This is a genomic window from Pedobacter sp. SL55, assembly GCF_026625705.1.
Taxonomy (GTDB): Bacteria; Bacteroidota; Bacteroidia; order Sphingobacteriales; family Sphingobacteriaceae; genus Pedobacter.
Genome location: NZ_CP113059.1, coordinates 1,987,227 through 2,009,223, shown reverse-complemented (window position 1 = coordinate 2,009,223; position 21,997 = coordinate 1,987,227). Strand labels below are relative to the sequence as shown.

The window sequence follows — 21,997 nt, the reverse complement described above, 5'->3', positions numbered from 1 at the left end:
TTCAATTAAAATACACGAAGCACTAATTTACAAGGAGAAATTATTAATCAAAATTATTTTCAAAATAATTTTTTAAGTCGAAAAAAGAGTAAAAATTTAGATGCTTGGTTTACACTTAGATCATAAAAAAACACTCATAAAAAAGAGCAACTAAAAAATTTAAAATACTAATTAACAGTAATTTAAAATTTAAAAAATACTCATTAAAGTGTATTAAAAACACTAAGTTATTTTATACACTAATTATCGGGAACGTTCCCGATAATTGAACGCAAAAATCATTGCCTTTTTCGGGAACGTTCCCGAAAAAAGAGCAAAATTCTTCTTAAAATACACTAAGTGTCGATTTATTTTTAGAAAAACAGGGGTAAAAAAGCAGGTAAATTATGGCTTATTTTTCGGTTGATTTTCGGGTATAAAGTTTTGACTTTAGTACTACCTCTTGTATGGTAGCTACAGCTTCTTCTCCTTCCAGCATATTGAACAGTAATTGTGCTGCTTGCGAACCTATCTCGGTTGCAGGCTGTGTCATAGTTGTTAATGATGGATTGAGCAAAGGAGCTATTTCTAAACTAGAAAAACCTATCACTTTTAAGTCTTCTGGTATGCGTAATTGCAAATCGAAGCAAGCATAATAAGTAGCAAATGCTAAACGCTCTACCGAGGCAAACAAGCCATCAGGTTTTAATTCTTGAAGCGCAGCTTTTATAATTGTGGCGTTTTCTTCATAACTGTTACTACAATCTATTACCAGCTTTTCGCTAAAAGGAATGTTGTATTTCTCCAGTGCGTCCTGATAACCTCTCATTCGCGTTTTACCAATACTTAGGTTTTTATTTACCACCAAATACCCAATACGTTTGCAGCCTTGTTGAATAAGGTGTTCGGTAGCTTTAAAGCTACTATCGTAATCATTGGTAATTACACGAGGCGCTTCTATATCTTCATAAATCCGATCAAAAAAACTAATGGCAGTCTTTTTGACCCAAGGTTACTTAGATAGTCGTGGTCATTTGCCTCACCAGAAGCAGACATAATAATTCCATCTGCCCTACCATTGTGCAACAATCTAATGAAGTCAACCTCTTTTTGATAATCGTCATCGGTTACATAAATCAAAATATGATAATCGTGTTTCCGAGCAATACGCTCTATGCCATGAATAGCCTGCGAAAAATAATTATTTGCCAATTCCGGAACGATGATCGCAATTGTACGGCTTTTCTGTTCCCTTAAATTACTGGCATAATGGTTAGGCTGGTAATTAAGTTCGCGGGCTTTGGCCAGAATTTTTTCCTTGGTATCAGGTTTTATGTCGCTATTATCCCTAAATGCTCTCGAAACTGTAGATTTTGAGAGGTTGAGCGCTTCGGCCAGTTTCTTGATATTAATACGATCCATTTGTATAGCGATTAGATGATCACACATCCAGCAGCTTAAGGTTACATTAAAATTATCACCTACAGCGAGGGCAAATATAAAGGATAAATTTCCACATAAAAAAACCAAGATAGCTACTGCCACCTTGGTCCAATTCAAAAAAAACATTGCTAAACTTATCCCCTCATTACACCAATTTTCTTTCCGTCAAAATCTGGGAATAATACCTTATCGTTTTCGATGCCCAAATGCACATCTGCAACTTCGCTAAATACACTTCTAAAATCGGTAGTTACGGCCAAATCTCTGCCATCTTCCAAATTATCTTTAGCTAATGGATTTACCACACCATGTACCAAGCCACCGTTTACCGCATTGCCTAAAATAAAGTTACACGAAGCACGTCCATGATCTGTACCACCGGTACCATTTTGTGCCACAGTACGTCCAAATTCGGTCATGGTCATTACAGTAACCTCACCTTGGTATCTAGATAAATCGTTCCAAAAAGCCATCATACAATTACTCAAATCGTTTACGTTACGTGCAAACACCCCGGTATCCTTACCTTGGTTAAAATGTGTATCCCAGCCCCCAGACTCTGCAAATGCCACCTCCAAACCTACATCCATTTTAATTAATTGCGCAATTTGCTTTAACGAATTACCTAATGCGGTAGTTGGATAAACCACATTATTTTCTGGCTTATAATTTCTAACATCGGTTTTCTGAAGCATTTTTATGGCATCAAAACTTTCCTTGCCTGTATTTTTCAGCAAATCAGATGATGTTTGATCATATAGGTCTTCGAAACTTTTAGAAGCCACTTTTGCACCAGCTTGGTTTCCTCTTAATTGTATGTTAAAATCTGCCAGGTTTCTAATCGCTACGGCAGGGTTATCCCCATAAAATGATCTAGGTAAAGAAGACGTTAAGCTTACGCCCTGAAAAGGGGTAGCAGCATCGTGCCCCAACAAGCCTACGGCTCTGTTTAACCATCCACTTGTTGTCCCTTTTTTAAATGGCGTACCCGACTCCATGAAATCTTGTGCATCGAAGTGAGAACGAGTATTGTTTGGCGAGCCAATACCATGAACAATGCCTAATCGCTTTTCTCTAAACATAGGCTCTAAAGCCGCCATAGCGGGATGTAAGCCGAACCTACCGTCCAAATCTATCAATGGCTTTTCATTGCCTGCTCCTTTTGCGGCAGTCATAAACAGCGATGGGCGTGCAGCTTTCAAATAATCATCGGTGAATGGAGTGACAGCCATTAGACCATCCATTGCCCCACGTTGAAAAATGCAAACCAATATTTTTTTCTTTTTAAATAATGCAGGCCTTACTGTACCTGCAACGGCGTCTGCTAAAAAACCAGGAACACCGCCAAGGCCAATACCAAATAAGGCTAAACCACCTGCTTTTAAAAACCCTCTTCTAGAAACCATAATGTTAATTATTTACGTTGAAACTCTGGAGAACCAATGATTACACCCACTACCTGCGCCAGCATGGTATTGTTACCTGCCTGCGTTTTTATTGTTGGATTTTCGTTGGCCTTTTTGCCGTTGCCAAACTTCATTTTTTCTTCCTTCAATGGCACTTCATTCATGCGCTGCATTTCCATACCCGTATTGTTGCTATCCTTTTTTGCGCTATTTTGCGCTGCAGCTTTGGCTACCTTCTGCTGCAAATTAGGATCGTTTAACATTGGCTTTAATCTAGCAACTGTTTTTCCTAAATCTCTCTCGGGCATAATTAACTTACTATAGGTTACCAATGCCGCTTCCACACTTTCGGGCTCTCTGTTGCTATTTAACGCCGCTAAATTGAGTTTAACACCAGGTATACGTTGCGATGCCAATGCCAAACCAAAATTCATTCTATTTAATAAAGACCCAGTATTGATCCAGTATTGTCCATTGTCTGGAAAACCGGTTGGTGCCTGGTAATAATACATCTGCTGCCCCATTCTGTTTATCCAGCTGTATAATTGAAAAGGTTGATCAATTTCTGCTTTCAAGCTGCGCACCGCACTCATGGCCAATTCAAAAGGAGATTTCGTTTTCTCTCTTAATGCTTGTTCAGACCAAAACTCTGGCGAGTTAACCATAGTAATGAGTACACTTTTGATATCGCCTTTGGACGAAGTGAACGTTTTTGCCATCTTATCAATCAAAGAAGCCGGAGGCGTATCGTTAACAAAACGTACGGCTAATTTTTTTGAGATAAATTTAGCGGTAGACTGATGATGAGCTAACATTTTCAATAATTCTACTCCTTCTTCGTAGCCTCCACCAGCAGGAAATTTTTTACCCAACACTACTTTCTCTCCGTTATCGTGTCTGTTGGCATTGAAAAAGAAATCTCCATCTAATACAAAACCTTTGTCTTTAAGGCCGCTAGCACCTAAGCGTTCTATGATATTTCTATTCGCTGCGCCGTAGCCCTCTTTTCCTAGCGGAGCCACTGTCCAGCCGGTTAAAACCCTGGCCGCTTGTGTAACGTCGTTTTGTGTATAGCCCCCATCTACGCCCAAGGTGTGTAGTTCCATTACCTCACGGGCATAATTCTCGTTTAGGCCGCCTTGCTTTTTCTTATTCTGGATTTGCTGTTTTATCCTCTTTACACGTTCGTTCTTTTTTGCTTTTTGCTGCGCAGACATGCCCATGTCGCTCATAATCATCATGTCTTGATCTTCCATTGGCACGTTTACACCAGAACTAGATGAATTATCTAGGTACATTAGCATAGCTGGAGATTTTGCCGTAGCCAATAGCAAATCCTCGAACCCTCCAAACACATTAGGCCTAATTACATCCCGCTCATAGGCTGGTACAAAACTGGCACATTGGGTTTTATTCAATGCTACGTTAAAATGGTTGAACCAAAAATCGGTCATCATTTCTCTAAACTGATTTTCGCTGTAAGCCGCTCTTAATATTTTTTGGTTAAAAAATTGGCGGTATAGCTCTTGCAAAGGGCGATACCCTTTATCTTTCATGTAAGTTTGAAGAATTTCTCTCTGATATTTGTTATCGGCGCTATTAAGGGAATCTTTGTGCAAATAACCGTCTCTCACGGCCCAACGCCTAACCCTTGGCCCTTGCGGAAATTCATCTTCTACTTGGCTATTTGAAAAACCAATCGCATCATATTTAGCAAGCATTTGGTTCAGTTGCTCATCATCGGCATTAGCTTCTAATTGCTTTTTAAACCACTTTTCTAAACCCATTTTGGCTACTTCTTCTACTTGGCCCGGTTGTGCCCCATAAGTAAACCTGCTTAATAAGTGTGCCGCTGCCTGTCCTGTAGTTAAGCCAGCCTTTTTGTAAGGCATAGCAAGTTTATCAGCTACGCTAGCCATTCTAACAAATGAGGATAGAAGTATGGCAAAGCAAAATAAGATTACACTGACATAAAAATTACGAATATTACCTTTCATTTCTTTTGGTTTAGTTTGATGGTAAGACAGCGAAAGTTTAGCAAAGGATTAATAACCAATTGAAAAAAAACATCAAATATTAAAAATACACCCTAGCAGCCTTAAAACAAGCATATACAACTAATAGTTTTACCAACTGAAAGTATACAATTAAAGAGTTTAAAGCAATTTTGTCGAAAAACTAGATAAGATGTTATAGTATTAAATGATAATATCGTATCGCAATTTTTATTTTTCAACCATAAACGTTATATACTAAATATTTTGCTAGCATAAATTACCCTACAATAAGCACAAATAAATCTATTTGAAATATTTAGAACCTTTTAATAAGTTGAAGAACCACCAAAATCTTAGACTTTGCCGCTGTTTTTAGTATATTCGTTAACATTATGCCATTGCAACTATCATCAACCTCTGTTTTTAATGAGAAAGAGCTACTTCAAAAAGTAGCCAGTAATGATCAGCGTGCTTTTGAAACCATTTACCATACCTATGCTAAAAAAATCTATTTTTTCGCAAACAAAATACTTCAGCACGAAGAAGCAGCAGAAGAAGTGGTGCAAGAAGTGATGCTGAAATTATGGAACACCAGAAATGAGCTAACAAAAATAAATAGCTTAGAGGCTTTTATAAAAGTGCTTTCGCGAAACATCGCATTAAATGCACTACGCAGACTAGAAATAGAGAACAGGGCAAACCAGCGATTAAAAACCTATTGGACAGACGAAAGCAACCATACTGAAGAGCAGGTGGCTTTAAATGAAACCCGAGCTATATTAAACAAGGGCATAGCAGAGCTTCCCTTACAACAACGAGAGGTTTACCTATTATGCCACCAACAAGGGTTAAAATATGATGAAGTTGCTCAAAAACTAAATTTATCTCCGGCCACGGTAGCCACACACATGAAACTGGCCTTGCGTTTTTTACGTACCTATCTGCAAAAAAACACCGATTTGGCCATTATTTGTATCATTTTAAAAATTTTTTAACTTTTTTTCCATTTCCATTACCCTTAACCTAGGGAGAAGTGTGTCTTAGATATATAAAGCATTTTATAATTATCTAATTACGCTCCCTAATTATGGAAAAAGAAAGAATATTACATTTATACAAGGCGTATCAGTTACAAACGGCCACCAAAGAAGAAGAATTAGAGTTTGCCAAATTGTTGCACGACGAGCAATATGAGGAAATCTTTAACGAAATCTTAGATGAAAATTGGACAGAAATTACAGCACAGCAACTTCAAAACGCTGAGTTTGCCGGCCATGCCACTGTACTCGACAATTTAAAAAGCCAATTAACTGCCACGGCAAACCGTAGGAAACTATGGCCAAGCATAACTGCTGCCGCAATATTGTTGGCAGTTTTAGGCATAGGTTTCTTCTGGATATCAAACAAAAAAGCAGAAGAAATACACTTTGCAAATGATATTGCTCCCGGTAAAAATGGCGCTACCTTAACTTTAGCCAACGGACGCAAAATTTTAATTAACGATGCCATTGCCGGAAATATAGCCAACGAAACTGGCGTAAAAATCTCTAAAAATAAGGATGGACAGATTGTTTACGAAGTTGTTGGAAACCAAACTGGGGCTTTAGTATATAATACGCTAACTACCACCCGCGGCGAACAAACTCAAATACGGTTACCAGATGGAACAACTGTTTTTCTTAATGCAGAATCTTCGTTAAGATTTCCAACTAGTTTTGCTAATACGGCAAAGAGAAAAGTTTCTTTAACTGGAGAGGGATATTTTGAAGTTTCTAAAGACAAAAACCATCCATTTGTTGTAGAAAGTAACCAACAAGAGGTTGAAGTTTGGCACCTCATTTAACATCAACAGTTATACAGACGAAACAGCGGTAAAAACCACCTTGTTAGAGGGAAGTGTGCGTATAACCAATTTGAACACCAAAGTACAAGCATTACTTACACCAGGCCAACAGGCTATGATTAACAACGATAAGTTAGACACTAAAAACGTAGAAACAGAAGATGTGGTGGCTTGGAAAAATGGGTACTTTATGTTCAACAACGAAACCTTGGCCAGTATCATGAAGAGAGTATCTAAATGGTACGATATGGAAGTGATATATCACGATGAAAGCTTAAAAAACAAAAGGTTTTTTGGCTCTATTAGCCGTTATGAAAATATCTCTGAACTATTAAAAACATTACAAAAAACCGAAGTGGCCACTTTTGAAATTAAAGGCCAACAAGTAATTGTAAATGCCGAATGACGACCTCAACAATTAAAATCAACTTATTAACCTAACCTAACAAACAACATGAAAAGCCCAAAAGACATCCCATAACCACCATCATCAATTGCTGCTATGGGCAAAAAAAGGACCTCGACTGCCATCGAAGCCCTTATGGCCTGTACAAATTTGATAAACAAACTTTTTAACTGAGGGAATAGCAATACAATTAACAAACAATGCTATACCTATACAGACATTCCAAACTTAACAAATATTGCTTAGTTAAGCAATGGCGTATGCGTGTTTATCGCCGAGGGAGAGAGTGTCTGTAAAATGATGGATAAATATGCAAACAGACTATACTAAAATTTTTCCAACGCCAAAAGGCAAACTATCGAAACTACTATTGATGATGAAACTAACCACTTTCATATTAATGATTTCGCTAATTCAGGTTAATGCGGCAACTTTTGCCCAGAAATTAAACCTGGTACAATCTCCCGTAACAATTGAAAAGGTGCTACGAGAAATTAAAAAGCAAACCAATTACAACGTACTGGTAGAAAGCACAAATTTTAACACCAATACAAAGATCAATGCCAACTTTGTGAATACTTCGCTTGAGAAGGTAATGGAAACATTACTTAGCGGCAGCGAAATGACCTATGTTATTGAAAATAAAAACATTATAATTAAGCACAAGCCTAAATCCTTTTTTGAGAGGGTGGTAGAAAATTTTTTAACGATAGACGTAACGGGCAGGGTAGTTGACTCACTAACCAACAGACCTTTGGCTGGAGCCTCTATCATTTTAAAAAACAGCAACAAAGGAGTAACTAGCGGGGCTGATGGCTCGTTCAGTTTGGCAAATGTTGATGAAAATGCAGTTATTGTAATTAGGTACACAGGCTATAAAACAAGAGAAGTAAAAGCAGCCAAAAACCTGGGTACTATTTTGTTAAGTTTTGATGTAGGCGAGCTAAAAGAAATTGGCGTTACGGTAAACACGGGCTACCAACGTATTAAGCCAGAGCAAAGCACTGGTGCCATAGCACAAATTAGCACTAAAGAGTATGAATCTAGGGTAAGCTCGAACTTTTTAGATGGTTTGGTAAACAGACTACCAGGTTTAATGATTAACAATACCGTTAATTTTACCAGTACCTCTCCAGATGGCACCCAATCATCAAGACCTTTATTCAATATCCGCGGTATCTCTACCATGTCGGCAAACCAAAGTCCGTTAATTGTGGTAGATGGTTACCCAACCGAATTGACCTTAGAAATGATCGATCCGAATGAGATCAAGTCGGTAACGATTTTGAAAGATGCCGCCGCCGCTACGGTATATGGCGTAAGAGCTTCAAATGGAGTAATTATCATCGAAAGAAAACAAGCCGAACCGGGTGCAGCGCAGTTCAATTTCAGAACTACCTTAGGTTTAACGCCTGAAGAGAATTATAGCCGCTACAGGTGGGATCCAGAGGCGTCAAGTATCAACGCTAATTATTTACGCGAAAGGCAAGCGCTCATTGTAACACCCAATAGTTGGGGACAATTGTTTGCGCCTAGTTCATCAACTGGCGGAAACGTACGCCGTTCTATCCCTTTCTATATCTTAGCGCAGCAAGCTGCTGGAATTATCTCAAATGAGCAGGCAGAAAGCTCTTTTGCAGAACTAGAAAACTACGATAACATTAAAGACTATAATCGATTATTCTTAAGAACAGCCGCTACCCAAACGCACACATTAAACGTTTCTGGGGGTACACCTAACGCATTGTACTACATCACGGCCAACTACACAGGCAATAGAAATAACCAAATTATGAATGATAATAATAGGTTATTGCTAACTGGTAGAACTACACTTAAATTGGCCAAACGACTAAGTTTAGAACTTACTACCGAGTATCAAGAACAACGCAATAACGGTGCTCCAGTACCTATCCCTTTTTTAATTGCACCTTACGAACGTTACGAAGATGTAAATGGCAATCCTGCAGCAATAATCTCACAAAGCTTTGCTCCAGTATATAATAACCTAATTCAAGCGCAGGGTTTGCTAGACCAAAACTATTACCCTTTAGTTGATGCCAACTTAATTAGTGACAAAACACGAACCCTAAACTATAAAACCATCGCCAATTTCAACTACAGTATTGGTAAAGGCTTTAATCTATTGTTCGGTGGTGTTTATGAAAATTCAAATTCGGAATATAAGTACTTGGCTCGCCAAGGCTCGTCGGTAATCAATGCTTGGGTTAACAACTACACCGTTACCCCTACAGCTGCACAACCTACATTGGCTTTTAAACGGAATATTCCCGACGGAGATTTTCTTCGCCAGCGCAACACTAATTCTAGGAGCTACACGGGACGTGCACAACTGAATTACGACAAAAAAATTGGCAACCATTCTCTAAATGGAATCATCGGTGCAGAGATTAGAAGCGTACTCAATCAGGGTAATCTAGCATCCTATTTCGGTTACAATGACCAAAGTTTATTGCAACAATAGGTAGATTATGAGTCTATATTTAGCAATGCTGCTGCGGTTAGAGGTACATTGGTTACTTCAAATACACTAGGTTCTTTAAATAGTTTCTTTAACCAAACTTTTAGTGATGACCGCTTTTTATCAGGATTTTCAAATATTGTTTACTCCTACAAAGATACTTATTCGTTATCCGGAAGTATACGTGTAGACCAATCGAATCTTTTCGGAACTGATCCAAAGTACAAGTATAAGCCACTATGGTCATTAGGTGCTGCTTGGAACATCCATAAAGAAGATTTTATGAAGGGCTTTAATTGGCTAAACATGTTAAAGCTGCGTGGTGCTTTTGGATTTAACGGCAATGTGGCCAAGCTTTCACTACCTCAGGTAATTGCGCAATCACAACTCAACCAATCTAACACACCAACGTTAAATTCGCTTATTTTATCTTCTAATGCCAATAGCAGTTTACGTTGGGAACAAACAGAAAACTTTAACCTTGGCTTAGATTTTAATATCTTCAAGAACGTTTCTGGTAGTGTAGATTATTATACGAAAAAGACCACTGACATCATGGGTAATTCTACTGTTGATCCAACGTTGGGTGCCGCAGACCCATCATCTGGCGCTAGCAGAGCTTTGATCAATTATGCCACCATCAGAAACAACGGTATAGAATTTAGCCTTAAAGCAGATTGGATAGCCAACAGAAACTTTAACTGGAATACAGGATTAGTAATTGCGAAGAACAACAGCAAAGTTCTTGATGTGTTCAGAGTGGGCCAATACAATCCACAGGTATTAGATGTTTTGGGGTATGTAAGTGGCTATCCTGTAGGCGCTATGTTTTCTTACAACACCATTGGTCTTAATAACGAGGGCCACCCAATTATTGTAGATCAGAACGGAAACCAGTTCGTAGTAAATACCAGTTCTTCAACCAATCCTTTGGTGCAGGCCATGTCTAGAGAAGACTCAGGTCTAGTTCAATATTCTGGAACTACCGTTCCGAGTATTAGCGGAGGCTTAAGTAATAGGATTGATGTTGGAAATTTCTACTTTTTCGCAATGGTTAACTACTATGGTGGCTTCAAAGTAAGAGTACCAAGGCCTACACCTGCCGAAAACAGGCCATTAACAGGATCTAATAATTTTTGGAGAGTGCCTGGCGATGAATTGAATACCGATATTCCAAACTTAGTAGATCTAAATAGTTTTGCTCCGAGTATTGCTTACAGATCTAACAACAATTATGTAGTTCATGGCGATTACTTAACGCTTGGAGATGTGACCGTTTCGTACAGATTCAACAACCTTAACTTCATTAAAAAGGCTGGTTTTAAAAACTTCGAGCTTAAAGCACAAGCCTCCAATCTTTACACGGTAGGCTTTAACCGTTATAATTTTAGTATGGGTACCGGCAGCTATGCCAAATCTTACGTTACCCCTACTTATACACTAGGTTTATTCACTAACTTTTAAAATTTAAACCGATGAAAAAATTTCAATACATAGCCGCTCAACTTTTACTTTGCTGTTTAGTTTTTAGCGGTTGCGACAAATATTTGGATGTAGAACCCAAGGGTAAACAACTGTTAAAAACCACTGGCGACTATGATTTATGGTTAAACAATTCGAAACTTGTTACCGAAACCAATGCCGACAATATTTTGAATCTAATGACGGACAATATCGATTTAGTTACCGTCAACAATCCGCCTACTTCCCTTGGCGACCTTATTTACACCTGGGCGCCACAGTTTACCAATGATGTGAACTCGCTTGCGTATTTATGGGGAGAGCATTACAACCGAATTAACCTTTTTAACACGGTATTATTAGGTATTGATGCAGCACAGGGAGGCACAGATTCTCAGAAAAAAAGTCTAAGGGCAGAAGCTTTGCTTGGGCGTGCGCATTCTTATTTTTATTTGGTTAACGAATATGGTAAGCCTTATGATGCAGCAACAGCTGCTACCGATTTGGCTGTTCCTTTCGTTACGTCTGATGATGTGAGTAAGAAATCTCCTCCAAGAAGCACAGTTGCCGAAATCTATAAACATATCATAGACGATATCAACGAGGCTATCCCAAACCTTCCTCAAGATAATAGCAATGCAAGATTTAGGGGTTCTAAAGGGGCTGCTTACAGCGTATTAGCTCGTGTTTATTTATACAGAAGAGAATATGCAGAAGCGCTACGATACGCTGAATTAGCTTTAACTAATACCCGTGCCGTTATGATAGACTATACCAATGCTGCAACTTTCCCAACCACCACCAATGTGGTTTCCCATCCAGATGTGATCTATGGGCGGTCATCTGCTGCTTATGGGCTATCTATCTCTGCAGAATTAAAAAATCTATTTGCAAGTAACGATGCCCGTAGAACGGTTTTGTATTATAACTGGGCAAGTACGGCCAGAGGTGGAACTTCGTTTTATGCAGCTGCAGTTACCCCTGCTTTTCAGTTAACCAACTCTGGCACATCTGTACAAGAAATGCACTTAATTGCAGCCGAAGGTGCAGCAAGAGCAAATAGCTTAACCAATGCGCTTAGCCACTTAAATGAGGTTCGTAGAAATCGTCTCACAGGCACACCTATTACTAGCAGAGATTTTAGCTCTACCGACCAAAATGAGATACTAGATGAGATACTAAAGGAACGAAGACGAGAATTACCTTTTCATGGTTTACGATGGTTTGATATGCGCAGGCTGGATACAGAAAACAGGATGCCAGTAATCATTAGAACCACAGCTCAGAATGTGGAAATAGCTAGGTTAGAACCTCATAGTAATAAATACACACTGCAGATACCGATACAGGTATTGGCATTCAATCCAGACATGGTCCAAAACCCATAACATTAATACACTAGAGATGAATACATATCAATTAAATATACTGGCAGTGTGCGTGATGGCATTGTCAATTATATCGTGCAAAAAAGATAATGCTGGCCGAGAAGCGCTAGAAGAAGGGCGTGTAACTTTTGACCTACCCGCGACTACAGATGTAGTAACGACTTCCCTGAATATCAAAGAAGTTACATTGATAAGCACTGAAATGAAAGCGACATTACAAGGGGGCGCTTCTTCTGACGTACACTATGTGACATTTGCGCCAGATACTACCAAAATTGTGGATTACAGGTTAAAATATGGCAATAGTGCCATACTACTTCCCACTAAGAGTTATTTGTTTTACAAGCCCATAGTGGCCATTCCGGCCGGGAGCAATGTTTCTGAAGCAGCGGTGCTTAACCTTAGTTTCCAAACTACTTTAAGACCACTTAGTACTTTACGTGCTACCTTTAACCATTACTTCTGTTGATGGAAAGCCACAAGACCCGGTAACAAGAAGAGTAGTGTATTATGTTTTCAATACGGGCGAAGCACTATATGTAGACCATACTGGCTACGCACCTACCGCTACGGCCTCTTCAACTGCAGGTACAAATACAGCCAGCAGAGCCATAGACGCAAATATCAGTGGAACCTATTGGGCCAGTGCTACAACCGCAGCTTTGCCACAATGGATCAACATTGATTATGGCCGCAACGTTACCTTTTCTGGTTTAGATTACTTCTTCCCAACTGCAGTAACCCCAGCTGTTGGAGGTTATACTACCTCTGCTAAAATAGAAACCAGTACAGACAACACCAATTGGACCGATAGAGGAACCTATGCGATAGACGTTAATAACGCAGCTAAAAAGCAAACATTAAATTTACCAGCACCAGCTACCGGTAGATATGTGCGTTTTACTATTTTGGCTGCCACACCATACTCTAACACCTTTAGCATTGGCTTTGTGGCTGGCATTCTACTGAGGAATTAATCATTCTAACTAATTCACATAAAACACACAAATGAAAAAATTATTCTTAATGTTGTCGCTGCTGCCATTTTTGGCGGCAGCCCAACAATCTTACATCCTTACGGGTAAACTACCAGCTGTAAAAACACCTACAAAAGCCTACCTCACATTCCTTAAAAACGGTGCTTGGGTAGAAACTGATTCTACTGAAGTGAAGAATGGAAAATTTCAGTTTACCGGAACTTTGGACGAACCTAAAGATGTAATACTTGCCGTTAGGCCCACAACTACCGGGAAAAGAGATTACATCAGTTTTATCCTAGAAAACTCAAAAATTACTTTAGAAAGTAAAAGCACCTTAGCAAATGCCCTTGTTACGGGATCGGTTGCTGAAAAAGAAAATAGCGAACGCGAAGCGATGATTAAACCGTTGACTGAAAAAATCATGTCGCTACAAAAAGAGTATGGCAAGAAAAATAAAGATGGACAGTTTGAGAAACCTATAGAAATTAGAAAAAAAGCCGGGGATGCCGTTTCTATGCTGGTTGCAGAAATTAAAAACACTAACAGAAAATTTGTAGAAAGCCACCTGAACTCTTACGCTGGCTTATCTGCCTACAACCTTTACATACTCGATAGCAAATTTGTAGCTAAAGAAGAAGAGCCGCTTTTTAACCGCTTTTCTGCTGCACTAAAATCATCGCCACTGGGCAAACGTACTTTAGAGAAAATTGAGATTGGCAAACGCCGCCAAGAAGGTTCTAAAGCAACAGATTTTACGCAAAACGACCAAAATGGCAAACCTTTTACCCTATCCTCATTAAGAGGGAAATATGTGTTGGTAGATTTTTGGGCGAGCTGGTGTGTACCCTGTAGAGCAGAAAACCCCAATGTGGTAAAAGCTTACAATGCACTTAAAGGAGATAAATTTGAAATTGTTAGCGTATCTCTTGATGCCGGAAAAGAACAATGGTTGGCAGCTATTGAAACTGATGGCATGCCGTGGATACACGTAAGTGATTTAAAATATTGGAAAAACGAGGTGGCGGTAATGTACGGCATCAACTCGGTACCACAAAATATTTTGTTAGATCCCACCGGTGTGATTGTGGCCAAGAATTTAAGAGGCGAAAATCTTACCGAATTATTAAAAAATTACATCAAGTAATACCCACCGAATTAGAACTGATATGAAAAAAATAATTTTAGCTGCATTAATATCATCTGCAATTAGCGCAAAGGCGCAAGATAAATTTAACATTACTGGCACCCTTTCTGGCGTTGGAAACGACAAAATGATTTTGCTGTCATTTACCAACAGCGAAGGCAAAAGCGCTAAGGATAGTGCTAATGTTATGAATGGCAAATTTACCATTTCGGGAACAACAGCCTACGGCAACAGGGCTTATTTAGAACTTAAGCCTATTGTAAAAGATACGAGCAAGAGAAGAATGGTAGATTATCAAGAATTCTATCTCGAAAAAGGAAATACGGTTGTTGCTGGCACAGATAAAATTGCTACCGCAACCATTTCTGGCACTAAAGTACAAGCCGAAAACTTGGCCTATCATGCACAAATGGACCCATTACAAGCCGAATACAAAAAAATAGTAGATCGTTTTTACAAAGCTAGAGCGGCGAAAGATTCTGTGGAGCTTAAAAAGATTTCAGAAGATGCAAAACCTGTGATGGCTAAAATGGAATCAACATTAGATGATTTCATTAAAAACAACCCAGACTCGTACATGACCGCAGATTTAGTTTTGGGCAATAGAATGGCTGTGGTTGATTTGGAAAAGTTTGAACCCATTTACAACAGTTTGAGCAAAAGAGTGCTTGCCAGCTTTACTGGCAAAAAAATAACCGACAAGTACAACAAGGCAAAAAACATTGCCATTGGTAAACAAGTAGATTTTACATTGCCTGATGTTAAAGGAAACGAGTTTAAATTATCGTCTCTTAAAGGAAAATATGTGTTGGTAGATTTTGGGCTAGTTGGTGCGTACCGTGTAGAGCAGAAAACCCACACCTATTAAAAGCTTACGGAGAACTAAAAGACAAAAACTTTGAAATTGTAGGCGTTTCTTTAGACGATAAAAGAGAACCTTGGTTAAAAGCAGTAGAACAAGACAAACTACCCTGGACACAAGTAAGCGACGTTAAAGGCTTCAAAACCGAGGTAGCGGTAAGGTTTGGCATCTCAGCCATTCCGCAAAATTTCTTGATAGACCCGAGCGGAAAAATCATAGCTAAAGATTTACGGGGCGAAGATGTAAACAAGAAAATTGCTGCTTACATTAAATAATGCTAATTACCGCTATAAAACGGCATAAAATGTAAAAAACAGGTTAGTAAGAATAAGATGGCGAACTGGATGGTTCGCCTCTTTATTTTCTCAAGATCTTTTCCATTGCTTTCCCTTTGGCCAGCTCATCAACCAGTTTATCTAGGTAACGCACTTGGCGCATTACTTCGTCTTCAATTTCTTCGATACGATAGCCGCAAATTACACCCGTAATTTTGGTGGCATTTTCATTTAACTTAGCTTCTGCAAAAAAGTCCTGGAAATTAGTTTTGGTATCAATGTGTTGTTGTAAAGCGTTCTCGCTGTAACCAGTTAGCCAATAGATTACTTCATTTAGTTCGGCTACGGTACGGCCTTTCTTTTCTACCTTGGTAACGTAATGCGGGTATACACTAGCAAAAGACATTTTGTACACTTTTTCGTTGTTGCTTTTCATTTTTTAAAAATCTTTACATCAAAATTAATCAAAATTTTTAAGCAGGCTTTACAAGAACTGTTGCTATTCCTTTGCCCTCATGTTTTCTCCATCCTTAAAATGCAACCTCCTAAAAACCAATCCCGATAGGATGGTTAAGCCACCAATAACCAAAAACGTATAGCGAAAAGCATTGTGGATTTCGTTATGGATCAATTTTACATCGCCTTGAAAAATTTTCAATACAATTAGACCAAATGCAACGCCAAAACCAATGGCCAGCTGCTGATTTACCGAAGCCAAAGAGTTACCACTACTAGTATGGTAATGCCGTAAATCGGCAATAGAGATAGAATTCATGGCCGTAAATTGTATAGAATTGAAAAAACCTAGCAAAGCGATGATAGGCATATACCAATAAATGGAATTATCGATTACTGGGATGGCCATGCAACAAATTAAAACCCCAATCATAAAAGTATTGACCATTAAGGTGGTACGATAACCAAATTTGTTGAGGATTTTGATGACTTTAGACTTGGCCAACATAGCGGTAAGTGCCATTGGCGCAACAATCCAACCAGAGGTAACTGCCGATTGTCCAAAGGCAATTTGTATCATCATAGGCAGCAACAACGGCACCGAACTAATGCCTAAACGCGTAGCCAAACTACCCACAATACCCACCCTAAAAGTGCGTACTTGAAACAAGTTCAACGGAAAAATAGCATCCTTATCTCGGCTTGCGTGCCTATAGTAGAAATACAACATTAAAAAACCAAGAAAAAACACCGATAGCACGGGGGTAATGTGTGCCGTGTTGCCGAACATTTCTAAAGCTATAGATAGCAATAAAGAAGCCGCCGCAAAAATCAAGAAACCTTTCAAATCAAAATCTATGATACTAGATTTATAATCGGGCATGTATTTGATGCTCAAAATAATACCAACTAAACCGATAGGGATATTGATGAGGAAAATCCAATGCCAAGAAAGGTAATCTACCATATAGCCACCCACCAATGGCCCCAAAACCGGACCAATTAAAGCGGGGATAATGGCAAAGTTCATGGCTTTGAGCAGCTCGTTTTTAGGAAAAGTTTTAATGAGTGCCAATTTGCCCACGGGGGTCATTAAGCTACCACCAATACCTTGTAAAACACGGGCAAACACCAATTGCATTAAATTTTGCGAAAGCGAACAAAACAGAGAGCCCGCTGCAAACAAGATGAGCGAGGCGATAAAAATCTTTCTCGTACCGAATTTATCGGCCAAAAAACCACTTACCGGCATAAAAAGTGCCAGGGTAAGCACATAGCTGATAATGGCATTCTGCATATTAAGCGGCGATTCGTTTAAATCTTGGGCAATGGTTGGCAGCGAAGTATTCAAGATGGTAGAATCCAACATCTGCATAAAAATGGATGTCGCCAAGATGATGGGCAGCAGCTTTTTAGTGGTATCGATATGGGTAGGCGGTTGATTCATCCGTTGCTAGCTTTTAGAAATGCGTTTGTAAAATTACGAAGTAAAAAACGCATTGTACGATTTTGTTTTAGTGAAGATTTTTTATCGCACTACTCAACCTCTGGTTGTGATATGGTATGGTAATAACACCAAGCACAGGAACAATAGCGGTTAAAAGTTCGTATAAACTCTCAACCTCGCTAACAGGCAAAAGACCAACGAAAGTTGGGCTTTTTTTGGTTTTAGGCTACTTAGGTTTTACTCTGCTATAGGAAGATGCAAACAGCGAAATTTATTATCCGCATTTAATTTATAATTTTTCAGTTTAAAACCAAAAGTTGTACTACCTTTAATACTTAAAGACTAAAATGTGTAACTACTGAATTTTAATTTATGATGCAAAAACTATCAAAATATTTGATTTATACAGCAATTGGACGTCTTTGTTCATTAATTACGTTACTTTTCATCATCAATGCAAATGATGTAACGGCACAAATTACTGCAAAAGATGCTGGAGGTTGCATCCTTACTACTGATACTTGGTCTCCAGATGGCACTGTAGCTGGACACAACACCTATAAAACTCTCCTTTCATGCTGTGGGGCTCCTGCCAAAGTGGTGTGGAGCATATCCAACAACCGATGGGAAATAATCGCAGCATTAGAATCAGACGAAATTTTTAATGATTTATTACATTATAACACTACCAATACTTCCCCTAATCCCCCAGCTTTGGGAATAGGCACATGGCAAGACTCAGGATACGGATGCGGGTCACTCACTCAATTTAGCGGACCTTATACCACTACAGTGCTACCAGTATCTCTTGATGGCTTTAGCGCAAAATCTAACGGAAGTTTTATAAAGTTTGAATGGTCTACCACATCAGAGCAAAACAATAGTCATTTCATAGTACAGGCTTCTACAAACGGCAGCAAATGGACAGACTTAGGAACTGTGTTATCTAAATCTAAGGACGGTTCATCGTCGACCCCGCTTTCTTATTCTTTTAATTATAGCTTTACTGATATTGCAATTGCAGGATTTGGTTTATTGGGTTTGCTACTCTTACCAGCAAGCCGCAACAGGTACATTAAATTTGGCATATTTACATTAGCCATTATTACCTTGATATCTTGTACTAAAGACCAAGGCGATGCTAAATCTTTTGAGGGAAATCTTAAATCTGGAAAGCATGTATATGTAAGGCTTGCACAGTATGATTTTGACGGAAAAGTAACCTTTAGTGAAATTATTAACGTAAAGTAAACCATAACGAAGTTTGCCTTAAACTCTGGTTGGTATTATTACCAATCAGTTTGAATTAGGCATGTGGTATGGTATAGCAATCACACCCACCACAGGAAAAAATAATTAACCACAAAGACACAAAGAACAAAAAGCTTTGGACTGCGTCTATACATCTGAAAAGATAACTATTTTGGCTAATCTTTATCCTAAATCAATAGATATAAATTGTTCCGAACAGTTATGGTAATAACACCAATCACAAGAAGAAGATTTTTTAACGCACTAGTCTTTATTCAACAATGAACTTTTCTTGGTGTCTTTCATGAAAATATAAACAATCAATGAGAAAGCGATACAACCGGTAATATACCAATAGTAATAATGTTCTACCTGATGCTGCTTAAACCACAGCGCCACGTATTCGGCAGAGCCACCAAAAACCGCTACCGTAATAGCGTAGGGTAAGCCAACGCCCAATGCTCTAATATTGGTTGGAAACAATTCTGCTTTAACCACTGCATTAATTGACGTGTATCCAGAAACGATAATCAATGCGGCAATGAGGTAGGCAAATGCTTCCCATAAGTTGGTGGTTTTACCCAAAGCTGTTAACAACGGCACAGTAAACAGCGTACCCAAAATGCCAAAACCCAGCAGCAAAGGCCTACGGCCAATTTTATCAGAAAGCAAGCCAAAAAATGGTTGTAAACAGGCAAAAATGAGCAAAGACAGAAAGGAGATTAACGTTGCCTCTTGCTTACTCAGCAGCACAGTATTTACCAAAAATTTTTGCATGTAAGTGGTATAAGTGTAGAATGCCAGCGTACCTCCGAGGGTCAATCCAACTACTGTAAGCAACGCTTTGGGGTGTTTCAACAGCTCTCCTACCGAACCTTTTTTACTTTTTTGTTCCCGCAACTTTTCGCTACTTTTTTCAAACGATTCTGTTTCGTGCAAACTCTTTCTGAGGTATAATGCAATTACCGAAAGTACGGCTCCAATTACAAAGGGAATGCGCCAGCCCCATTCGTGCAATTGTGCATTGGTTAAAATCCATTTTTGCAAAATAAGCTGAATGCCCAATGCGGTTAACTGCCCTCCTATCAACGTTACATACTGAAAACTCGAATAAAAGCCCCTTCTATCGGCTGTTGCCATTTCGCTTAAATAAGTAGCCGAAACACCGTATTCGCCGCCAACGCTTAGCCCCTGCAACAACCGAGCAACTAATAGCAATATAGGTGCAAAAATGCCAATAGTTGCATAGTTAGGTGTTAAAGCAATGAGCAACGAACCAAAAGACATTAGTAAAACAGAGGTGGTCATTGCTTTTTTGCGACCCACCTTATCGGCTATGGTGCCAAACAGCCAACCGCCTATTGGGCGCATTAAAAAACCAACTGCAAAAATGCCTGCGGTATTTAGCAACTGGGCCGTTTGATCTCCGTTAGGAAAAAATGACGCTGAAAAATAGATAGCAAAGGCAGCATAGGCATACCAATCGTACCATTCTACCAAATTACCTACAGAACCGCCAACAATGGCTTTGATACGATTGCTGGTTGAAATTATCGGTGCTGTGGTACTTTTTTGTAAATCCATGGATGTGGAAAGATACGAGGTTGAAGCCTAAGTAGCAAAAAACAGGAGGCATCAGCTAGGGCAAACACATTAAAATTAAACATTATGTTAGGTTGTCACTCAAATAATAGCACAACCTTAGCCAAGCATGGATTGGCCTAGTAGATATTTTGAGGAAAAATCGTTGAAACCACCTATAGTTCCGCCCAAGTTGCATTGCACAAAATAATTTTCAGTCGTGTGGTGGCCAAAATAAAGGGTAAGACCTTAAATTATTTTCGAGAGTGGTTCGACGAATTTTTACCAAAATAGATACAAGCCTTGATTTAATCATTAGTAAATATGTTTTTAATGGTATTCATGCGCTCGCAAGCTCGGGTTTGCTCCACTTTTTATCAAGAAACCTGCGAAGCAAGCTAGAAGACCGTTAAAAACATAAAAGCTACTGAAAAAAGTGGAAAGCCTGTTTAGCAAGACAAAAATATTTTAATGCGTTTGCCCTGAGAGATCAGCCAAAATCATATTCGCCTACCAACTCATTTCTTTTTTAAGGTAATTGGATAATTCTGCCGCAATTTGCTTGTGCTCTGCCAAAGACGGATGGCTACCGCAACCACTACGATATTGCTTGGCAAAAAAGAAACTGCCAATATTATTTTCTCCTTCTTTACGGAGCGATTCTGTTACTGCGTTAATGTATTTTACTAAAGCAGCCTTCAGCTTTTCGTTTGCCATTGGACTGCTCAGCAATATCAATTTAGATTTAGGGCAATAGCTGCGCAACCGTTTCACAAAGTGGATATAGGCAGTAGTAAATTTTACCGAATCTTGTATGCCATCGTTTTGCCCTAAGCAAATAGTGACCACATCGGGTTGATACCTACTAAAATCCCACGCTATGGTATCTTTTGCTAAGTTTATCTTATCAAAAACTTGTGGCATTACTATTTTTTTATCGCAGCAACTATGCATTAAGCCAATGCCAGAAACCGAAGAAAGGTGCCATTGTGCATTTAAACTCCTGGCAGTTGTAGGGCCATAGGCAAAGTAAGCATTGTGCTGATCGTGCCACGAAGCACCTGGCGTTTCGCATTTCACTTCACTTTCGTCGCTTCCTGCACCACAGGTAATAGAATCGCCAATAAATTCCATCTTACGTACAGGTTTGGCATCGGGCTTTAATAACTCTTTGCAATTAAAACCCACAATTTCAATATAACCGTTTTCTGCCTCCGAGTTTTTACAAATGAGCACAGTATGGTTTCCCTTTGGGAGATTTTTGGCCAAAACTATGGTGTTTTCTTTACCGTAAGTCGAATGCGATAAGCCGGCTGGTCATCTACTTTTATTTCCAAATAGTTGAGCACCGTACCCCACAACATTTCGTCATTAATTTTTACGGAACAAAAGCTACCACTAAATTTAATTTGCACATAAGCGCCAGATGCCCAAGCTTTGGGCCTTGCAGGGTTGCTATAATCAAACCTGCCCGTGTATTGCACAAAGCGATGGTTGGCTTCATAAAATTTGCCTTCCGTAGCAGAAACCTGCAAGCCTACTAAAATTAAGCAAAGCTGAAATAATCGTCTCATATATCTATGTTGATTTGGTTGA

General features: G+C 39.0%; 20 protein-coding genes and 1 pseudogene. 12 read left to right on the top strand and 9 right to left on the bottom strand.

Going from position 1 to position 21,997, the window contains the following annotated elements; all coding sequences use genetic code 11:
* Positions 1 to 391: 391 nt before the first annotated feature.
* The 4 genes from OVA16_RS09040 to OVA16_RS09025 form a co-directional block, all read right to left on the bottom strand.
* Positions 392 to 922, bottom strand: coding sequence for a substrate-binding domain-containing protein (locus OVA16_RS09040; RefSeq protein WP_267765370.1), 531 nt, complete (start codon positions 920 to 922; stop codon positions 392 to 394).
* A gap of 14 nt (positions 923 to 936) precedes the next feature.
* Complete coding sequence (locus tag OVA16_RS09035) at positions 937 to 1,401, bottom strand: LacI family DNA-binding transcriptional regulator (protein ID WP_267765019.1); 465 nt, start codon at positions 1,399 to 1,401, stop codon at positions 937 to 939.
* A gap of 155 nt (positions 1,402 to 1,556) precedes the next feature.
* A complete protein-coding gene (locus OVA16_RS09030) occupies positions 1,557 to 2,828 on the bottom strand; it encodes a DUF1501 domain-containing protein (protein WP_267765018.1) in 1,272 nt (423 codons plus the stop codon).
* An 8-nt stretch (positions 2,829 to 2,836) separates the two neighbouring features.
* Positions 2,837 to 4,825, bottom strand: coding sequence for a DUF1800 domain-containing protein (locus OVA16_RS09025; RefSeq protein ID WP_267765017.1), 1,989 nt, complete (start codon positions 4,823 to 4,825; stop codon positions 2,837 to 2,839).
* A 392-nt stretch (positions 4,826 to 5,217) separates the two neighbouring features.
* Between OVA16_RS09025 and OVA16_RS09020 the strand changes: the two genes are divergently transcribed.
* From OVA16_RS09020 to OVA16_RS08970, 11 genes are all read left to right on the top strand, one after another.
* Positions 5,218 to 5,820, top strand: a complete 603-nt coding sequence (locus OVA16_RS09020; RefSeq protein WP_267765015.1) for an RNA polymerase sigma-70 factor — start codon at positions 5,218 to 5,220, stop codon at positions 5,818 to 5,820.
* Positions 5,821 to 5,912: 92 nt separating this feature from the next.
* Positions 5,913 to 6,668: a FecR family protein gene (locus tag OVA16_RS09015; RefSeq protein ID WP_267765014.1), complete on the top strand. Its 756-nt coding sequence runs from the start codon at positions 5,913 to 5,915 to the stop codon at positions 6,666 to 6,668.
* On the top strand, positions 6,646 to 7,074 hold the full coding sequence (locus tag OVA16_RS09010) for a FecR family protein (protein WP_267765013.1): 429 nt from the start codon (positions 6,646 to 6,648) through the stop codon (positions 7,072 to 7,074). Before OVA16_RS09015 ends, OVA16_RS09010 begins: the two co-directional genes overlap by 23 nt.
* Positions 7,075 to 7,384: 310 nt before the next feature.
* Positions 7,385 to 9,559, top strand: a complete 2,175-nt coding sequence (locus OVA16_RS09005; RefSeq protein ID WP_267765012.1) for a SusC/RagA family TonB-linked outer membrane protein — start codon at positions 7,385 to 7,387, stop codon at positions 9,557 to 9,559.
* Positions 9,560 to 9,607: 48 nt separating this feature from the next.
* On the top strand, positions 9,608 to 11,020 hold the full coding sequence (locus OVA16_RS09000) for a hypothetical protein (RefSeq protein ID WP_267765011.1): 1,413 nt from the start codon (positions 9,608 to 9,610) through the stop codon (positions 11,018 to 11,020).
* An 11-nt stretch (positions 11,021 to 11,031) separates the two neighbouring features.
* Positions 11,032 to 12,405 (top strand): RagB/SusD family nutrient uptake outer membrane protein, encoded by a 1,374-nt coding sequence (locus OVA16_RS08995; RefSeq protein ID WP_267765009.1) that lies wholly within the window; start codon positions 11,032 to 11,034, stop codon positions 12,403 to 12,405.
* Between the two features lie 16 nt (positions 12,406 to 12,421).
* On the top strand, positions 12,422 to 12,874 hold the full coding sequence (locus OVA16_RS08990) for a DUF1735 domain-containing protein (protein ID WP_267765007.1): 453 nt from the start codon (positions 12,422 to 12,424) through the stop codon (positions 12,872 to 12,874).
* A complete protein-coding gene (locus OVA16_RS08985) occupies positions 12,846 to 13,382 on the top strand; it encodes a discoidin domain-containing protein (protein WP_267765006.1) in 537 nt (178 codons plus the stop codon). Before OVA16_RS08990 ends, OVA16_RS08985 begins: the two co-directional genes overlap by 29 nt.
* A 31-nt stretch (positions 13,383 to 13,413) precedes the next feature.
* The gene (locus OVA16_RS08980) at positions 13,414 to 14,529 is read left to right on the top strand and encodes a TlpA disulfide reductase family protein (RefSeq protein WP_267765005.1); all 1,116 of its coding nucleotides are present in this window, start codon (positions 13,414 to 13,416) and stop codon (positions 14,527 to 14,529) included.
* A gap of 22 nt (positions 14,530 to 14,551) precedes the next feature.
* A complete protein-coding gene (locus OVA16_RS08975) occupies positions 14,552 to 15,397 on the top strand; it encodes a DUF4369 domain-containing protein (RefSeq protein ID WP_267765004.1) in 846 nt (281 codons plus the stop codon).
* Positions 15,331 to 15,666: a peroxiredoxin family protein gene (locus OVA16_RS08970; protein ID WP_267765369.1), complete on the top strand. Its 336-nt coding sequence runs from the start codon at positions 15,331 to 15,333 to the stop codon at positions 15,664 to 15,666. The genes OVA16_RS08975 and OVA16_RS08970 overlap by 67 nt, the downstream gene beginning before the upstream one ends.
* A gap of 82 nt (positions 15,667 to 15,748) precedes the next feature.
* Here the strand turns inward: OVA16_RS08970 and OVA16_RS08965 are convergent, their stop codons facing one another.
* Both OVA16_RS08965 and OVA16_RS08960 read right to left on the bottom strand, forming a co-directional pair.
* Positions 15,749 to 16,102 (bottom strand): DUF2200 domain-containing protein, encoded by a 354-nt coding sequence (locus OVA16_RS08965; RefSeq protein ID WP_267765003.1) that lies wholly within the window; start codon positions 16,100 to 16,102, stop codon positions 15,749 to 15,751.
* Between the two features lie 63 nt (positions 16,103 to 16,165).
* Positions 16,166 to 17,569 (bottom strand): MFS transporter, encoded by a 1,404-nt coding sequence (locus tag OVA16_RS08960; protein WP_267765001.1) that lies wholly within the window; start codon positions 17,567 to 17,569, stop codon positions 16,166 to 16,168.
* Positions 17,570 to 17,941: 372 nt separating this feature from the next.
* On the opposite strand from OVA16_RS08960, the gene OVA16_RS08955 reads away from it, so the two are divergent.
* On the top strand, positions 17,942 to 18,820 hold the full coding sequence (locus OVA16_RS08955; RefSeq protein ID WP_267765000.1) for a hypothetical protein: 879 nt from the start codon (positions 17,942 to 17,944) through the stop codon (positions 18,818 to 18,820).
* A 264-nt stretch (positions 18,821 to 19,084) separates the two neighbouring features.
* Here the strand turns inward: OVA16_RS08955 and OVA16_RS08950 are convergent, their stop codons facing one another.
* The 3 genes and pseudogenes from OVA16_RS08950 to OVA16_RS08940 form a co-directional block, all read right to left on the bottom strand.
* Positions 19,085 to 20,404: an MFS transporter gene (locus tag OVA16_RS08950; RefSeq protein WP_267764999.1), complete on the bottom strand. Its 1,320-nt coding sequence runs from the start codon at positions 20,402 to 20,404 to the stop codon at positions 19,085 to 19,087.
* Positions 20,405 to 20,911: 507 nt separating this feature from the next.
* Entirely contained in the window at positions 20,912 to 21,535 is a 624-nt protein-coding gene (locus OVA16_RS08945) for an SGNH/GDSL hydrolase family protein (RefSeq protein WP_267765367.1), read from the bottom strand.
* Positions 21,536 to 21,625: 90 nt separating this feature from the next.
* A pseudogene (locus OVA16_RS08940) lies at positions 21,626 to 21,975 on the bottom strand (acetyl xylan esterase); the annotation flags it as partial.
* Between the last annotated feature and the right edge of the window lie 22 nt (positions 21,976 to 21,997).

What these genes read in the sequence shown, in the direction of transcription:
- OVA16_RS09035 (WP_267765019.1), bottom strand. Translation starts at nt 1,401, where the DNA reads ATGGATCGTATTAATATCAAGAAACTGGCCGAAGCGCTCAACCTCTCA.
- OVA16_RS08990 (WP_267765007.1), top strand. Translation starts at nt 12,422, where the DNA reads ATGAATACATATCAATTAAATATACTGGCAGTGTGCGTGATGGCATTG.
- OVA16_RS08945 (WP_267765367.1), bottom strand. Translation starts at nt 21,535, where the DNA reads ATGGAATTTATTGGCGATTCTATTACCTGTGGTGCAGGAAGCGACGAA.
- OVA16_RS08950 (WP_267764999.1), bottom strand. Translation starts at nt 20,404, where the DNA reads ATGGATTTACAAAAAAGTACCACAGCACCGATAATTTCAACCAGCAAT.
- OVA16_RS08965 (WP_267765003.1), bottom strand. Translation starts at nt 16,102, where the DNA reads ATGAAAAGCAACAACGAAAAAGTGTACAAAATGTCTTTTGCTAGTGTA.
- OVA16_RS08960 (WP_267765001.1), bottom strand. Translation starts at nt 17,569, where the DNA reads ATGAATCAACCGCCTACCCATATCGATACCACTAAAAAGCTGCTGCCC.
- OVA16_RS08955 (WP_267765000.1), top strand. Translation starts at nt 17,942, where the DNA reads ATGATGCAAAAACTATCAAAATATTTGATTTATACAGCAATTGGACGT.
- OVA16_RS09005 (WP_267765012.1), top strand. Translation starts at nt 7,385, where the DNA reads ATGCAAACAGACTATACTAAAATTTTTCCAACGCCAAAAGGCAAACTA.
- OVA16_RS09025 (WP_267765017.1), bottom strand. Translation starts at nt 4,825, where the DNA reads ATGAAAGGTAATATTCGTAATTTTTATGTCAGTGTAATCTTATTTTGC.
- OVA16_RS08995 (WP_267765009.1), top strand. Translation starts at nt 11,032, where the DNA reads ATGAAAAAATTTCAATACATAGCCGCTCAACTTTTACTTTGCTGTTTA.
- OVA16_RS09020 (WP_267765015.1), top strand. Translation starts at nt 5,218, where the DNA reads ATGCCATTGCAACTATCATCAACCTCTGTTTTTAATGAGAAAGAGCTA.
- OVA16_RS08975 (WP_267765004.1), top strand. Translation starts at nt 14,552, where the DNA reads ATGAAAAAAATAATTTTAGCTGCATTAATATCATCTGCAATTAGCGCA.
- OVA16_RS09015 (WP_267765014.1), top strand. Translation starts at nt 5,913, where the DNA reads ATGGAAAAAGAAAGAATATTACATTTATACAAGGCGTATCAGTTACAA.
- OVA16_RS09030 (WP_267765018.1), bottom strand. Translation starts at nt 2,828, where the DNA reads ATGGTTTCTAGAAGAGGGTTTTTAAAAGCAGGTGGTTTAGCCTTATTT.
- OVA16_RS08980 (WP_267765005.1), top strand. Translation starts at nt 13,414, where the DNA reads ATGAAAAAATTATTCTTAATGTTGTCGCTGCTGCCATTTTTGGCGGCA.